At 55.9% G+C, this 14,846-nt stretch carries 20 protein-coding genes; 11 read left to right on the top strand and 9 right to left on the bottom strand.

What is annotated here, in order from left to right:
- Positions 1 to 38: 38 nt before the first annotated feature.
- From N5098_RS10730 to gcvT, 3 genes are all read right to left on the bottom strand, one after another.
- Complete coding sequence (locus tag N5098_RS10730) at positions 39 to 611, bottom strand: nitrous oxide reductase accessory protein NosL (RefSeq protein ID WP_267637862.1); 573 nt, start codon at positions 609 to 611, stop codon at positions 39 to 41.
- A 468-nt stretch (positions 612 to 1,079) separates the two neighbouring features.
- A complete protein-coding gene (gene gcvH, locus N5098_RS10725; RefSeq protein ID WP_267637861.1) occupies positions 1,080 to 1,463 on the bottom strand; it encodes a glycine cleavage system protein GcvH in 384 nt (127 codons plus the stop codon).
- Positions 1,460 to 2,521 (bottom strand): glycine cleavage system aminomethyltransferase GcvT, encoded by a 1,062-nt coding sequence (gene gcvT, locus N5098_RS10720; RefSeq protein ID WP_267637860.1) that lies wholly within the window; start codon positions 2,519 to 2,521, stop codon positions 1,460 to 1,462. Before gcvT ends, gcvH begins: the two co-directional genes overlap by 4 nt.
- A gap of 127 nt (positions 2,522 to 2,648) precedes the next feature.
- On the opposite strand from gcvT, the gene N5098_RS10715 reads away from it, so the two are divergent.
- Positions 2,649 to 2,954, top strand: a complete 306-nt coding sequence (locus N5098_RS10715) for a MazG nucleotide pyrophosphohydrolase domain-containing protein (protein WP_267637859.1) — start codon at positions 2,649 to 2,651, stop codon at positions 2,952 to 2,954.
- A 52-nt stretch (positions 2,955 to 3,006) separates the two neighbouring features.
- Here the strand turns inward: N5098_RS10715 and N5098_RS10710 are convergent, their stop codons facing one another.
- Together N5098_RS10710 and N5098_RS10705 are read right to left on the bottom strand one after the other, a co-directional pair.
- A complete protein-coding gene (locus N5098_RS10710) occupies positions 3,007 to 4,503 on the bottom strand; it encodes a globin-coupled sensor protein (RefSeq protein ID WP_267637858.1) in 1,497 nt (498 codons plus the stop codon).
- A gap of 213 nt (positions 4,504 to 4,716) precedes the next feature.
- Positions 4,717 to 5,079: a hypothetical protein gene (locus N5098_RS10705; protein ID WP_267637857.1), complete on the bottom strand. Its 363-nt coding sequence runs from the start codon at positions 5,077 to 5,079 to the stop codon at positions 4,717 to 4,719.
- A 162-nt stretch (positions 5,080 to 5,241) separates the two neighbouring features.
- Here N5098_RS10705 and N5098_RS10700 point away from each other — a divergent pair, with 162 nt between their 5' ends.
- Positions 5,242 to 5,430 carry a hypothetical protein gene (locus tag N5098_RS10700; RefSeq protein ID WP_267637856.1) on the top strand — a complete coding sequence of 63 codons (189 nt, stop codon included), beginning with the start codon at positions 5,242 to 5,244 and terminating at the stop codon, positions 5,428 to 5,430.
- 218 nt (positions 5,431 to 5,648) lie between these two features.
- On the opposite strand, the gene N5098_RS10695 is transcribed toward N5098_RS10700, so the two are convergent.
- Both N5098_RS10695 and N5098_RS10690 read right to left on the bottom strand, forming a co-directional pair.
- Complete coding sequence (locus tag N5098_RS10695; protein WP_267637855.1) at positions 5,649 to 6,557, bottom strand: acyltransferase; 909 nt, start codon at positions 6,555 to 6,557, stop codon at positions 5,649 to 5,651.
- 61 nt (positions 6,558 to 6,618) lie between these two features.
- On the bottom strand, positions 6,619 to 7,488 hold the full coding sequence (locus tag N5098_RS10690; RefSeq protein ID WP_267637854.1) for an MBL fold metallo-hydrolase: 870 nt from the start codon (positions 7,486 to 7,488) through the stop codon (positions 6,619 to 6,621).
- Positions 7,489 to 7,747: 259 nt separating this feature from the next.
- Between N5098_RS10690 and N5098_RS10685 the strand changes: the two genes are divergently transcribed.
- From N5098_RS10685 to N5098_RS10670, 4 genes are all read left to right on the top strand, one after another.
- Positions 7,748 to 7,924 (top strand): hypothetical protein, encoded by a 177-nt coding sequence (locus N5098_RS10685; RefSeq protein WP_267637853.1) that lies wholly within the window; start codon positions 7,748 to 7,750, stop codon positions 7,922 to 7,924.
- A 77-nt stretch (positions 7,925 to 8,001) separates the two neighbouring features.
- Positions 8,002 to 8,217 carry a DUF7561 family protein gene (locus tag N5098_RS10680; RefSeq protein ID WP_267637852.1) on the top strand — a complete coding sequence of 72 codons (216 nt, stop codon included), beginning with the start codon at positions 8,002 to 8,004 and terminating at the stop codon, positions 8,215 to 8,217.
- A gap of 47 nt (positions 8,218 to 8,264) precedes the next feature.
- Positions 8,265 to 8,513, top strand: a complete 249-nt coding sequence (locus tag N5098_RS10675; protein WP_267637851.1) for a hypothetical protein — start codon at positions 8,265 to 8,267, stop codon at positions 8,511 to 8,513.
- Positions 8,506 to 8,793, top strand: a complete 288-nt coding sequence (locus N5098_RS10670) for a GIY-YIG nuclease family protein (protein ID WP_303651905.1) — start codon at positions 8,506 to 8,508, stop codon at positions 8,791 to 8,793. The genes N5098_RS10675 and N5098_RS10670 overlap by 8 nt, the downstream gene beginning before the upstream one ends.
- 108 nt (positions 8,794 to 8,901) lie before the next feature.
- Here N5098_RS10670 and N5098_RS10665 read toward each other — a convergent pair whose 3' ends face one another.
- Positions 8,902 to 9,141, bottom strand: a complete 240-nt coding sequence (locus N5098_RS10665; RefSeq protein WP_267637850.1) for a hypothetical protein — start codon at positions 9,139 to 9,141, stop codon at positions 8,902 to 8,904.
- Between the two features lie 87 nt (positions 9,142 to 9,228).
- Here N5098_RS10665 and N5098_RS10660 point away from each other — a divergent pair, with 87 nt between their 5' ends.
- Both N5098_RS10660 and N5098_RS10655 read left to right on the top strand, forming a co-directional pair.
- A complete protein-coding gene (locus N5098_RS10660) occupies positions 9,229 to 10,026 on the top strand; it encodes a ZIP family metal transporter (RefSeq protein ID WP_267637849.1) in 798 nt (265 codons plus the stop codon).
- Between the two features lie 47 nt (positions 10,027 to 10,073).
- Entirely contained in the window at positions 10,074 to 11,789 is a 1,716-nt protein-coding gene (locus N5098_RS10655) for a radical SAM protein (RefSeq protein ID WP_267637848.1), read from the top strand.
- Positions 11,790 to 11,951: 162 nt separating this feature from the next.
- Here the strand turns inward: N5098_RS10655 and N5098_RS10650 are convergent, their stop codons facing one another.
- The gene (locus tag N5098_RS10650) at positions 11,952 to 12,473 is read right to left on the bottom strand and encodes a gamma carbonic anhydrase family protein (RefSeq protein WP_267637847.1); all 522 of its coding nucleotides are present in this window, start codon (positions 12,471 to 12,473) and stop codon (positions 11,952 to 11,954) included.
- 148 nt (positions 12,474 to 12,621) lie between these two features.
- Here N5098_RS10650 and N5098_RS10645 point away from each other — a divergent pair, with 148 nt between their 5' ends.
- From N5098_RS10645 to N5098_RS10635, 3 genes are all read left to right on the top strand, one after another.
- A complete protein-coding gene (locus N5098_RS10645) occupies positions 12,622 to 13,458 on the top strand; it encodes a fructosamine kinase family protein (protein WP_267637846.1) in 837 nt (278 codons plus the stop codon).
- A 67-nt stretch (positions 13,459 to 13,525) separates the two neighbouring features.
- Positions 13,526 to 14,239, top strand: coding sequence for an EthD domain-containing protein (locus N5098_RS10640; RefSeq protein ID WP_267637845.1), 714 nt, complete (start codon positions 13,526 to 13,528; stop codon positions 14,237 to 14,239).
- 2 nt (positions 14,240 to 14,241) lie between these two features.
- Positions 14,242 to 14,826, top strand: coding sequence for an HD domain-containing protein (locus tag N5098_RS10635; RefSeq protein ID WP_267637844.1), 585 nt, complete (start codon positions 14,242 to 14,244; stop codon positions 14,824 to 14,826).
- Positions 14,827 to 14,846: the final 20 nt, after the last annotated feature.

Below are 14,846 nucleotides of genomic sequence, written 5' to 3'. Positions count from 1 at the left end.
TTACGCTATTTGGTATGAACCCCGAACGCCGTGTTGGGCTATTTCTCGCGTAGGTTCTCGACAAACCCTCTGTCAATATCGTCGAACACGACAGTCTCTCCGCCGTAGTCGTCGGCAAACGCCTTGGCATCGCTCTCCTTGGAGAACGGGTGTAGTCCGGGTCCCATGCCTCCCATCACATCGCTTCCCCCAACATAGGTCATCTCGGTTGCATCCCCAAACGTCTCGGTGGCCATCGGCGACGGCATCGCCGAGCCGCTGTCGCGCTCTTGTATCGTCCAGTCGACGTTCGAGTAGTCCGTGACGTAGAACACGTCCATCTCCCAGCCACGATTATCGTGCTCGAAATAGAATGGGAACCCACTGAAAACGAGGGTGTGAAACCAGAACGGTCCCTCCTCGCGCTCTGATGGGGTCTCACTTTTGTAAAAAATCTGTGCGTTTGCACCGCCATGTGGACCGATCTCCATACCGTGATCGTCGTCGAACTTTCCGCCTGTTAACGCAACTGGTTCCGGGACTGATCCGCCAGAGTCGAAGGCATCGAGACAGCCAGCAAGCGCACCGGCGCCAGCCGTCGCGGTCCCAGCGAGAAACGCTCTGCGATTCATATATCGTCTTGGTCACAACGTCACAAAGCGGTTCGGGTACGATTCTCGAACGACAGCCCTTTGCTGAAACTGGTGTGGGACAACAGTGCCGAATCGCTCGGACGAACATGTATCCCACAACCCGACGGTGTAGAGTGCCGTGTCGACAACCAAAGAGTACGGTATGTAAGACCGAGAGTGGTGGATAACTTGTCACCACTTTAGCCACTCGTTATTTGTCACTCGGATACTGCTCTGGCTCTTCGGTCGGACTCTGTTCTGGGCCGAGAACGGCTGAATATGGGGTAGGGACAGCAGAAAGCACGGTTTCGTGGATAACCTGTAAACTACTGTACAATCCAACACATGGCTCACACTGGTAGTGAACTGAACCTGACGAATGCGATTTTGTATATCAGTATTTGGTTTATTGTGGTGTATAGCGCCAGCTATCATGAGGGTCCAACAAATACGATAAAAAGCCCGTAGTTACTCGATTTGCTCGCGGTACGCGTCAGGGGACAGAAGAGCGTCGAGTTCGTTCTCGTCGTCGAATTCAACTTCGATCATCCAGCCATCGCCGTATGGGTCCTCGTTAAGCAGTTCCGGCACGTCGAACAGTTCCTCGTTGATAGCCGTCACCGTTCCGGAGACAGGGGCATAGATGTCTGATACCGCTTTGATAGACTCAACGACACCGAACTCCGAGTCCTGTTCAACGGCGTCACCTTCATTGGGGAGTTCGACGAAAACAACATCTCCGAGCTCGTCCTGTGCGAAGTCGGAGATGCCGATTCGAATAGTGTCATTTTCTGTGCGTGCCCACTCGTGGGACTCTAAATACTGGCAGTCGTCGGGTATCTCGAAGCTCATGAAAGGAAAGGAGGGTCCCTCGTATGTGCTTTCTTCGGTTCGCCGCGGATGCGAACCTGAACCGTACGCTCCTCGCTTGCGTATTCGGCAGGTATGTACCCCAACGCAATCGGCTGGTCAAGCGTCGGGCTCATCGTCCCACTTGTTACGGTCCCGATGCTCTCGCCATCGGTCGTCGTTATGTCGTATCCCGCGCGGGGAACACCACGTTCATCGAGAACAATGCCGGTAAACGTCTCGTCAGGGTTCGTTTTACCGACGAGCTCGTCGCGGCCGACGAACTCGGTGTCGAGGTCGACGGCAAAGCCAATGCCTGCTTCGTAGGGGGTGCGAGGGTTATCATCGGGGTCGAAATCTTCGCCAGAGAGCAAGAATCCCTGTTCCAGCCGAAGGGTGTCCCGCGCGCCCAGTCCACAGGGCTGGCAGTCAAGCGTATCCCAGACGTGTTGTGCATCGTCCCATTCACAGAGTACCTCAAAGCCAGCTTCGCCGGTGTAGCCGGTCCGAGCGATGTACGCTTCCTGCCCGCCGACGGTGCCGGCTGCAACCTCAAACGGTGATAGCTGTTCGAGAGCAATATTACTCTTGTCGCCCAGCAGGGCTGGTGAGTCTGGGCCTTGAACGGCGAACATCGCGTATGCCTCAGTTCGGTTCGTAACTGTCGCATCGAGGTCCCACTCCTTGCGGTGGGTTTCCCAACGCTCAGTCATCTGCGCGCCGTGGCCCGCGTTTGGAATAAAGAGGAACCCGTCCTCATCGGGCCGGTTGTACAACACTGTATCGTCGAGGATTGTCCCTTCGCTGTCGGTAACTGCCCCGTACTGTGCGCCACCCGAGCCAAGAGACGCAACATCGTTCGTGACGAGTCGCTGCATGAGTTCTTTTGCATCGGGTCCTGATACCGTTACCTCACCCATATGCGAGACATCGAACTTGCCAACACCTTCACGAACCGCACGGTGTTCTTTACGTATCGAGTCGAACTCGACGGGCATCTCCCAGCCCCCAAAATCTGTTGTCTTCGTCGCATGATCGACGGGTGGTTGTCGTAGTGCCATATCTCGACTGTTGAAGCCCCTGCCCCTAATGGTTGCGTCAGCGGCAGCAATAAATCAAATACTGCTATATTAAACTAAGTTCACGTAGAATCGAAACCGACCAGTAGCTGGCACTCACAGCCCTTCTATGGATGAACAACGGCAAGTTGGCGACTTTATCGAGCAACACGACCTTTCTGCACCGCCTGCGTTTCGATTACTTGACGTCGTCTCCGAACTGGGCGAGGTTGCAAAGGACCTAAACGAGTCCACCGGATACGGAACTAGCCCAGAGGCTGTCGATATCAACGAGGACGAACTCGGAGATGCGCTGTTTTCGTTGCTTGCACTCGCCGAGAGCGTCGATATGGATGCAGGTGAGTCGCTTGAGACGGCACTGGCAAAATACGAGTCTCGGCTAGAGACACAAGACAACCCGTCTTCAGGTCAGTAATGTAGACGCGCTTTTGGCCCGGCAACACTGCCTTTGACAGTCGTCTACATCGTTAGTTCGACCGCTCGTCTGACGTAAGCTGTGACGCTGTCTGTGCAATTTGGTGAATCTGTCCTGTCTGTTCTTCGCTCGCTGCGGCAACTGTCTCTATTTCGTCAGCCATCTCGTCGAGATCAGTCACCATCGAGTCGACCATGCTTGCAACTTCTTCTGTTGTCGCTGCTTGGTCGTCGGTTGCGTCTGCGACCTCTTGTATCCCTTCTGCCGTCTCGCGGACGGCGGCAAGAATCTCGTCGAGGTTCTCCATTGTCTTTTTGACTTCCTCCATTCCTTGCTCAACCTGTTCGGTCGCCTCGGTGAGACTTTCTGCCGTCTCGTCCGTGTCGGCTTTTGCTTGTTCAACCGTCTGTTCGATCTCTCCGGCATTCTGTTTTGTCTCAGTTGCCAGTGACTTGATCTCGTCTGCGACGACACCAAACCCATCTCCGGCTTCGCCCGCACGCGCTGCCTCGATAGAGGCGTTCAACGCGAGCATGTTCGTCTGCTCGGCGATGTCATTGATAATCGTGGTAAACTGAGTAACGTTATCGATTTGGTCTTGCAATGCGGCTACGTCCGTTGAAACGTCGTCGACGGCTCCCTCGATATCTTCCATCGCGCTAAGCGCGTCGCCAGCTGTGTTGCTTCCTTCCTGTGCCAGTGTTTCAGCTTGGTCGCTGGTTTCGGAAACCTGCGTTGCTGTCGAGGCAATCTCTTCGACTGTCGCACTCATGTTCGCAACTTGCCGTGACACTTGGTCCATCTGGTCTGTCTGTTCGTTTATCGAGCCGCTCATCACAGTCGTGCTCTCGGTGACATCCTCGGCTGCATCGGAGAGCTCATCGATTGGCGATGCAAGTTCGTCTTCGACCCGTTGCATCAGCTGCTCTTGTTCTTCGACTTTCGTTTCGACGCGCTGATTGTAGGAATCGATATACGTATCCATCGCCACTTGCTGGTCGATATTAATGAGCTTTTGCAGGCTCAGAAAATGCTCTTTGAGCTGGTCGACGGCTTCTCGTGTTGCTCCATTATCGAGGTCGGATTTAATATTGTCACTGAGACGTGTCAGTATACCGTTATAATAAATACTATATGCCCCGAAATAGACTTTCGGCTCTAAATCTAGCATATCGTGAATTTTTCCAATACGTGCACGCCTGTCGAAATACGATTTGCCGTACTCTCCTTGCCCGAGTTCCATCAAATATTCGCGTTGATTCTCTTTGAGCGTCTCGATTGGCTTCGAGGAGCTATCGATGATTGCGATTGTCTCATTGTGGGACTGCAGATGGTCGTAGAACTCATCGACCAACTCCGGCGCAATCTCTGCGAATAAATCTTCCATTTCAGCAAGTCGAGTTGCGTCTTCATCAGTGAACTGTGTATACTGCTTGCGCCAGGCAATCTCGTCGCTATCGATTCCAAGACGGTCGGTCAACGCTGCTCCCTCAACGTTTCTGCGCTCTGTCTCGGTTACTTTCAGGCTACCCTTCTTTGCTTGTCCCATGCTCTCATTTAACATGATGCCGCAATACGTGTTTCGCCTGGCTGTTCGGAAAAGTCACAATACAGTTGTATATTCAGTGCTGTTTAACTGTGGCTGGCCGTCTCGTTAACCGAATCTTCACATACAACTAGAGCCTGTCATAAAACTGTTCTCAGGGTATTTATTCCCCCAAATTTAGCGAATACTTTCTCGGTAAGCGTACATCTCAAGTAGTCAGTTGCTACCAGATTGATCGTTGTATACGTTGCCGGTTGGATCCCAGATGAGATCAATGACAGCACCGATTCCGAAGATAATAAACAAGATGGGGAGATCCGTAGGCACCCCAACAACGTACACCACAGTGCCAACTACACCAAGCGGGATAGCAGCATAGCGTTTGAGGTAAGAGATCTGTACGATGGTGTTCAACGCGATGCTTAAGGCGTATACAGTTAGCATCCCAAGAAGCAAAGCCTGTAGCTCGTCGTGTCCACGTACTACCGCCCGGACGGTAAGTGCGCCACAAACCACACTGAGAACCGAAAAAAGTAATACCTGGAAATCTCCTGGGCGGGATTTGATTTTGGAGAACATACATCACACCTACAACCACCATTCGTTCTAGTTTAATCGTCTGAGTAATACTGTGACTAGATTCGACTGCTGTCATGCGGTTCTGTTCAGTATGTTCTTGATAAAGATCGATCAACAGCGAATTACAGTAACTTTACGGTAGCCGATCAAGTGGATGTTGACATGCCACCAGACGGGTACAAGACGATCACAATCCCCGAAGAGACCGCCGAGAAACTAACTCAGCTCATGATTCAGCGCGAATTAGAGACAATGTCAGAAGCAGTCGAGTACGCTGTTGACAGTACTCTCACAAATGACGATCTCAGTGACGCTGAGTTAGCTCGACTACTGTACCAGCGGTTACGATAGTCTGAGACGCATGCCTAATCGCAGGACACAACCATGATACCGTAAAATTACTGTAACTGTCGAGAAATACCGCGCTAAAACTAGAACGGATGCTACAACCACATCAGTAAATATGAATTCGGCTCGTATCGGGCCATCTGCGAAGGGCCTGTACTGGGGCTCTCTGATGTCCCCAGAGAGGTTGCGAACGTTCCCATGACACGCTGTGTACAACTACACTACTTGTCTGGTGGCGAGAGGTCGCGCTCGAACTCGTCGAAAACGTGCAGGTCATCAGGCAGGTCATACTCGATACGGCGCTGTTCGCGGCGGTCGATGTTGGCATCCTCAATCGACGTGGCGACCGACTCCCAACCGGGCTTGACGGCGATAGAGTCAGCGGGTGACCCGGCCGCAATATGGTGGTCTGGCACGTCCCGCTGGGCAATCGAGCCTGCTGCGAGGATAGCGTTTTCCCCGATGTGGACACCTGCTCTGACCATCGAGTCAAAGGTGACTCGAGCATCGTCTTCAATAATTGTGTGGTAGTTTTTGACGTCCGTCTGGTCGACGACATCGTGGTCGTGACTGTATACGTGAGCGCTGTCAGCAATCGAGACACGGTCACCGATGCTCAACTTGCCTCTATCGTCGAGGTGTACATCATCGTGAACCACGACGTTGTCTCCAACGGAGATGTTGTGCCCGTAAGTCATCGAGATGTCCTTGAAAAAGCGGCAGTTGTCACCGCACTCATCGAAGAGGTGGTCGGCGAGCATCGCCCGAAATTCGAGCGCAAAATCGACGTTGTCGGCCATTGGCGTCGCATCGAACTGTCGCCAGAGCCACTGAAGATGTTTCGAGCGCTGGAACGCTGTGTCTTGGGCTTCGAGCTCGGCGTAATACTCGCTTTCGAGAGTTGCGTTACAGGGGTCATAACTCTGTAACCGGACCCGCTCTGCTGGCGACACGTCGCCCCCCGACTGCCACTGCTCGTACGCCTCGCGGTCCCCATGAAGATCAACAAGAACGTCTTCGACCACAGCGCAGGTGTCCTCGTCGCTCGCGAGCCGACGGTCCACTTCGTGGATAAACTCCTGCAAACTCTCTTCCATCTCCGCGGAGAGAGAGACGTGGCGTTTGGTCATACTTGCCGTTTGCTTGCGCCAGTAAAGGGGTTTTCGTTGAGGACACGACGAACGGTGTCGGTCACGTTCGAAGGTACCGAAGCACGCCTGCAACGTCGGTCTCAAGCGTCCAGTGGCCCCATCCCTCGCGGAGGGCATTGGCGACGGCAGGCACGTCGTCGCCGTGTTCGTCACGGGCAGTTTCGACCTGCTTGACGAATGTGTCGAGCATCTCGGCGTATTCCCGGAGTTCCGCTGTTCCTTCGCCGGGGTCACCCCAGCTAAAGTGTGCATAACAGAGCGTGTCAGGGCCGATTTCTTGGAGTCGCTCGATTGTCTCGACCGCGCTGCCGAGGTCGAAATCTGGGGGTGGCGTGGTCGGTCGATGACCGTCGTCGAGAGACATGCCGTTTGCGTCGGCACTGAATAACACGTCGCCAACGGGGTCATAGAGACAAAACTGGTGAGGAGCGTGGCCCGGTGCATCGATGACCTGTAATTCACGGTCGCCCACGTCGAGTGAGTCACCGTCACCCAACACCGAACACCGCTTACGGTCGATAACCCGCGGCTTACCGTAGGGTTCGGGCATACCGATAGCACGTTCGACACTCCTCGCGAGGTGTTCGAGTTTCGCCTTGTCCGTCAAAAAGGGGGCCGCATCCGGGTGGCAGACGACAGTCGCATTTTCACAGAGTGGGGTCAGGTGTCCAGCCCCGCCTGCGTGGTCGAGGTGTGCGTGCGTGGGAACTATGTAAGTGAGGTCTGCCGGGGCGATACCGACCGCTTCAAGCGCGTCGAGAATTGGTTCGGCAGCGTCGGCGGGACCGGTATCGATGAGGACTGGCTCGGGCGTATCGAGGACGTAGGGAGAGGTTGTCCCCTTCATTTCGAACATCGGCACATCGAGTCGATAGATGTCTGGCCGACCGGGGACAGGTTCGGGAGTCATGGCCGTGTATTCACCGGCGGTGGTGTTGAGCGTGGCGGCTGCACGCGACTGCTCGTGCCCACAGCCCCAGTATGCTCGGGAACACGAGCACGCTGATGACAGCAGAAAGCGCCGTCATAGGTTCGGTCCCCTGTCACGTTTGTGGGCGAATCAGCCACTGACGTGGCTGGTGAAGTCGTTCTTCTCCGTGGCTGAACCGCCCTCAGCGGGCCCCAGAGCGATACTCTTAGGTCAGCGTCGTTCGAACTGCCCGCTGACAATGGACTATCAATCTGCTGGCATGTTGGGTAGCGGTCTCGTCGCGATAAGTGGTGGGGCACTGGTCGTGACTGGGCTGTTCAACGGTGACAACAACAGCGTCATCATCGGTTCGAGCGCCATCTCGATAGCTGGCGGGTCCATCGCGGCGCTTTCGGCGTCGGAGACTGGGAGATAGGCCGTCGCGGGCACTCGATGACCCTCACCCCTGTTCGTCGGGAAAGTGATTTGCCGGACAGGCCCCTACTCCAGTGTATGTCCCGGGAACTGTGTGACGGCTGTGGCGAGAAGGTGACAATCGGGTCGGCCTCGAACAATCTCTGGACGTTCGAGGGGGAGTCAACGGGTGGACTCGTGCTCGAACTCGCCGACGGGACCGAGCACTTTCTCTGTCACGACTGTATCGACAGCTTGCCCGACGACAGTGAGGTCACTGCCGAGGACGTTGTGGCACTCTCAGACGATACCTAGCCGCTGACACCAAATAACTCATAACGAGTCTCTCTCTCACTCAATGTATGCAAGACCAACTGACAGGACGGCGGTTCGCCGCGGCGACAACAACAGTGGGGGCCATTGGGCTGGCGGGGTGCCCAGGGGGCGACGGCGATAGTATCCTGGAGGCTACCTTCCGGTTCGATGTCGGCGACACCGACCTAACAGTTACACACGACCGAGGAGACAGCCCCACCGGGGACACCACAGATGCTGTCGAGATACTTCACACGATGTTGAATTGCAGTAACAAGCTGGATTTTGATGAGTGACATCCACTACGTTTACGTCATCGAGTGTAGCGATGAATCCCTGTACACCGGCTATACGACCGATGTTAAGCGTCGTGTCTCTGAACACGATTCCGGTACCGGTGCGAAATACACTGCGGGCCGCACGCCTGTCACGCTTCGGTATGTCGAGTATCACAACAGCCGGAGTATGGCGCAATCACGCGAATACGAAATCAAGTCTCGGTCCCGGAGCCAGAAAGAACAACTCGTCGCAACCACCGATGACAGGGTTGCTGTTCAGCTGTCTCCCGACCAGTAACTCGCCGCGAGAATACGAGACCCGTTTTCGCTCTCTCATTTGTTCCCCGCTCCGTCTGGCACTTTCACTTTCACTCCGGGTGGGTTGCCTATTTATGTCCCACCGTTCTCAGTATAGATAGAGGGCGTCTCCCCCGCTCTCGACAAGAGTGTCACACGCTCTTTCCCCCTTATCACGCACCCACCCATGACAGCCCAATGTCCGTCTTCGCTCGGCAAGTGTCCGTCCTGTCGTACACAGATTGTTGACCATCACGTGCTGATTCAGTACGAGACAGCCGCTGGTACAGCCGTCTACGCGGAGTGTCCGGGCTGTCAGGCCGTAATTAGCCCCGAGTAGCTGTGTCATAAGAGAGTTCGGTCGTCCTGAGGCGTAACTTTAATTTCTCGATTAGTCGGTGCCGACTTGTACGTCCCGTCTAAACTGTTTGTAACGATGGTCCTCTTCGAGAACCTCGTGTTGGTCTTTATAGCTGGGCTTATTACGGCATTGGCGACTGGCCTTGGAGCGGTGCCGTTCTTTTTTTTCGAGTCGATAAATGATAGCCGGAACGTCGTTCTCTGGGGTTTCTCGTCTGGAATCATGGTCTCTGCGTCGCTGTTTGGCCTCATTGACGAAGGGCTGGCTGAGGGGTCGCTACTCGAAATTGGGGCTGGCATGGCAGCTGGTGTCGTGCTCGTAACCGTGGCCCACAACCTGCTCGTTGACGCGGATATCGACCCACACGAGTACGAGGAAGCCGACTTCAAGAAACTTGTTCTCATTTTGGGCATCTTGACAGTTCACAGCTTTCCTGAAGGAATCGCTGTCGGTGTCTCGTTTGCTGACCTCGGACTCGACGGTGGCCTCTCCGTGTTCGGGTTTACCGTCCCGCTGCTTGCAGTGTTCATGACTGTCGCAATCTCTATTCACAATATTCCTGAAGGGACTGCCATCTCGATACCACTCCGGTCGATGGATGTCGCCGAGTGGAAGATGGTCTGGTGGGCCGTCTTTTCGAGTCTCCCACAGCCACTGGGTGCGGTCATCGCCTTTGGCTTCGTCAGTGTCGCCCGCGATCTTCTTCCGTTTGGATTCGGTTTCGCTGCCGGCGCGATGATTTACCTTGTTCTCACTGAGTTTATTCCCGAAGCGCTTGACCTTGGCTCCGAATTGCCACGTGGTGGGAAACCTCAGCTTGCAGGCGGTATCGTTCTCGGAGTGCTGTTGATGATCCCGCTCGCGTTCATCTGACACAGCGAGTAGACACCGTTTTGGGTATTGAGGAGCTACAGCGTTCCATGCAAGACCCGGCGACACTTTCCGTGACTATCGTCGACGGTTACGTCGACGAGCCGGCACATTTTGGCGTGCCACCGTACATCTCGACGTACCCGCGCTACGTTGCCGGCGCGCTCGTCGATGCCGGCGTCACCAAGTCCGCAATCACGTACCACACCATTGATGCGCTCCGAGAGGAACGCGACCGTTGGCAGGATGTGACCGCAGCTGACCTCGTAATCTACGTCGGTGGCATGACTGTCCCCGGCAAGTACGTCGGTGGGACGCCCGCCGAACCTGACGAGGTGCGTCGCATTGCCTGGACGGCTGAGGGGACGACCTTGATGGGCGGGCCCGTTCGCTTTGGCGTCGGCGACGAGAACGAAGGAGCAACCGAAACCGAACGCGACGACCTCGATTACGATTTTGTCGCCAAAGGTGATGTCGAAGCGGCTGCCTATGACCTCGTCCACGGGGGGATGGAAGGCTTTGGCAACCGCATGCGCGACAACGACGAGATTACCCGCTGGGCACAACAGGGTGCGTTCGTCGTTGAGCAACACCCAAACCACCCCGAGTATCTTATCGCTGAGATGGAAACCTCACGCGGGTGTCCATACCGGTGTTCGTTCTGTACAGAACCGTTATACGGCGCAGACCCGAGTTTCCGACGGCCTGACTCCGTTGTTGGTGAAGTTTCGGCACTTGCTGACCACGGTCTCAGACATTTCCGGCTCGGCAGGCAGGCAGATATTCTCGCCTACGGCGGTGACGGCGAGGCCCCGAACCCTGAAGCGTTGCGGGAACTGTATGGGGGCATCCGCGACGCAGTCCCCAACCTCGGAACGTTACACCTCGACAATATGAACCCTATCACCATCGTCAGGTGGCCCGAGAAATCCCGCGAAGGTATTCGTATTATCGCAGAGCATAATACACCCGGCGATACCGCCGCATTTGGCCTCGAATCGGCCGACCCGGTTGTTCAGGACAAGAATAATCTCAACGTGACCGCCCAAGAATGCTTCCAAGCGGTGAAAATCGTCAACGAGGAAGCTGGCTGGCGACCCGGAGGCGACAAAGCGAGCGCCCCCAACTTTGGGTCAAGCGCACCATCCCGACTGCCGAAACTCCTGCCGGGAATCAACCTCCTCCATGGGCTTCAGGGCGAGCGCAAGGAAACATTCAAACATAACAAGGAGTTCCTCCAGCGCCTCTACGACGAGGGGCTAATGGTCCGACGTATCAACATTCGACAGGTCATGTCCTTCGAAGGCACCGATATGTCTGATACCGGCGCGGAGATCGCCCACGACCACAAGAAACTGTTCAAGCAGTACAAACAGGAAGTCCGCGAGGAGATAGACAACCCGATGCTCCAGCGTGTCGTGCCGCCGGGAGCAGTGTTGAAAGACGTCCACCTAGAATACCACCAGGACGGCAAGACATTCGGGCGACAGCTTGGGACTTACTCGCTGTTGGTCGCGGTGCCCGGAGAACGACCACTCGGGAACGTTATCGACGTGGCTATCACCGACCACGGCTACCGCTCGGTGACTGGTGTTCCCTATCCGCTGGATGTCAACAGTGCGTCGATGGACGAACTCACGGCGATACCGGGTGTCGGTCAAAGCGGTGCCGGTGATATCGTTGTCGATAGACCATACGAGACAATACCTGATATCGAGGGTCTCGACCGGTTTGCCACCGTCAAGCAGACCGGCGGTGCAGATTAACGGAGAGCCAACGGAAGCCCCGGCCGTTAGCTAAGCTCAGGCAGTAAGCACCTTCAATAAGGAGAAACACAGGCCGAAAGACGAGTCACACAGTAAGGAAAGGAGACACCGTCTGCTGACGAGATGACTGAACTCTCAGGCGAAGAAGACGCCTGTAACGGACTACTGGTTGCCTTCCTCTGGTGTTAACCCTTTGACGCGCTCGGTGTAGCGTTTGGCTGTCTCGAAAAACGTCGCATCTTTGCTCACGTCGTCTCGGAGTACCGTCGCAGGCGTCCCGCCGACGAGCGTCCCTGATTCTACGACCTGCTCTTCGGTGACAAGACTGTTTGCCCCGACAACGCTGTACGGTTCGACTGTCGCCTCGTCGAGAACTGTCGCGTTCATCCCCACGAGGCTGTGATTACCAACGGTTGCGTTGTGGACGATAGCGTTGTGGCCAACTGCCGCACTGTCCTGTAGGTGAACCTGCTGGTCCGGTGCATCAGCATGCATCGTCACGTTGTCCTGTACGTTCGCGCGGGCCTCAAGGACGATTTCCCCGCCGCCATCGCCCCGGAGCACCGCACCGGGCAGAATGGTTGCCTCTGGGCCAACGGTGACGTTGCCGACGACGACAGCCGTTGGGTCGACGTAGGCCGATTCGGCAACCGTCGGCTCCGTGTCGTGAAACGAGCGTTCCATATCGACCCCTTCTCAGAGTGCTTGCAAAAGCCTGCCGTCACTGGCGCGAGCAGACGAAGCCAGCCTTACACCCACCATGCCTGTGTGAGTGGCTGCACAGGCATCCGAGACATTCTTTTGGGCGGACCTGTCATACGTGGACGAACTGATGGAGACAGGACACATCGAGAGAGCGCTGGGCACGGCAGTTGGCTCAACGACTGAACTCGATGGTGGTATGATTGGCACGGTCCACCGTGTTTCCCTTGCCGACGGCCGGACAGTCGTCACGAAAACTGGTGAGACGCCGCTGACTATCGAAGCCCAGATGCTCGGGCATCTTGACACGCATGGATTGCCCGTCCCCGAAGTGATACACGCCTCTGACGAGTTGCTAGTCCTGGAGTATATCGACGGGACAGCACAGATAACACCCGATGTTGCTCGCGATGGGGCTGCGTACCTTGCGGCACTGCATGAAACAACCGCCAACGGATTCGGATTTTCTATTGACACCCTCACCGGGACGGTCATACAACCCAACCCGTGGACAGAGGAGTGGATTCCGTTCTACGCCGATAACCGACTCCGACACGTCCGTGACCTGTGTCTCGATGCCGGTGTGCTCGGCCCGTCTCTTGCCCGCCGGCTGACCGGCACAATCGACCGGCTCGACGACATCTTGATCGAACCCGACGAGCCGGCGCTGATTCACGGCGATGTCTGGGAGACGAACCTGCTGACCGACGGCGACCAGGTAGTGGCGTTTCTCGACCCAGCCTGTTACTACGCCCACCCCGAAATCGAGCTGGCATATATCGACTGGACTGAGACGTTCGGGGAGTCGTTTTTCGAGCGCTACGACGCGCTTCGTGGTATTGAAGATGGATTTTTCGAGACGCGCCGGTACGCGTACCGTCTCTATCCGCTGCTCGTTCATCTCCGCTTGTTCGGGGAACCATACGACGAGGCAGTTGGGGAAACACTTGACCAACTCTCTGGGTGAGTTCACCGGTGTGACGAATTCCCCGGTTTCACCGCGTTTATGAGCGGTCCGTGAGAATGACAGAGTGATGTACAAGCATATCGCACTCCTTGTCCGTCAAGACGAGATGAGCCACGAGGAGTTCGTCGACTACTGGCAGCACAACCATACGCCGATAGCGAAAGATATCGAAGGCGTCGTTCGCTACCAGCAGGTGCTGCCGACAGAGCCCGAACACGCCGAGTTCGACGGCATCGCTGAACTCTACTTCGAGACGCTTGAGGACCTCCACGAAGCACTGGGGAGTCCCGGATCACGGGATTACGACCCGACCAAAGAGGTTGCTGCCGAGGCCCGTGAAGACGTGAACAACTTTCTCGCAATCGAGGAGCGACCCCGTTTCATCGGGGAAGAAAAAGTCTGGAAAGCGGAGGCCAACAGCACCGATGGTCTCTACAAACACTCTGCGTTTCTCGTCCGCCAGGAGGGCATGAGCCACGAGGAGTTCCGCGAGTACTGGGAGTCGAATCACTCGCCACTCGCCAAGGATATCGAAGGTGTCGTCCGGTATCACACGGTGTACCCGAGCGACCCCGAAAACGCTGAATTCGATGGCGTCGCCGAACTCTACTTCGAGACGCTTGAGGACCTTCACGAAGCGCTTGGCAGTGAGGGGTCACGAGACTACGACCCGACAAAAGAGGTTGCCGCCGAGGCCCGTGAAGACGTGAACAACTTTCTCGCAATCGAGGAGCGACCCCGTTTCATCGGCGAGGAGAAAGTCGTCAAATCCGAGGAGTGAGTATGTCTAATCACGAACCGCAGGTTCGCGAGGCGTTCCCCGAAATCGACGATATCGAGAGCGAACAGTTGCGCGAGCAGGTTGTCGAGGCGTGGGTCCTAGGACTCGAACGCGGCGGCTGGCAGGATATCGAGGATATCCCTTACGCTTGGAACATTCACGAGGTCACAAACGTTGAGCACGTTCGCGGTGTCACGCGCATCGCTCGTGAAGGCGCACGCGAGCAACGAGAGTTCCATGGAGCCGATCCCGACCTCGATACGATTCTTGCCGCAGCGCTGTTGCACGACGTCGGCAAAGCCTACGAGTACACTGACCACGTTGACGACGACCTTGTCGACCCCGACCCAACCTACGCGAGCGAAGAGATTCCCCACTCTATCTCTGGGTACGCACTCGCTCACGAGGTTGGCTGTCCGCTTTCGGTCCAGCGTGCCATCCCGCATTTCCTCGGCGAGGTGCCAAAACGGACACTGGAAGCCGAACTAGTCAAAAGTGCGAATTCGATGTCTTCGAACGCGATTACACAGGCTGCAATGGGTATCACGCTTCAAGAGTGGGTCGACGAGTACTCACAGACCTCCTGACCTGAGTCAGGATCTCTATT

Source organism: Halovenus rubra (assembly GCF_026586665.1).
Lineage (GTDB): Archaea > Halobacteriota > Halobacteria > Halobacteriales > Haloarculaceae > Halovenus > Halovenus rubra.
This window is presented reverse-complemented; position numbering and strand designations above follow the sequence as displayed.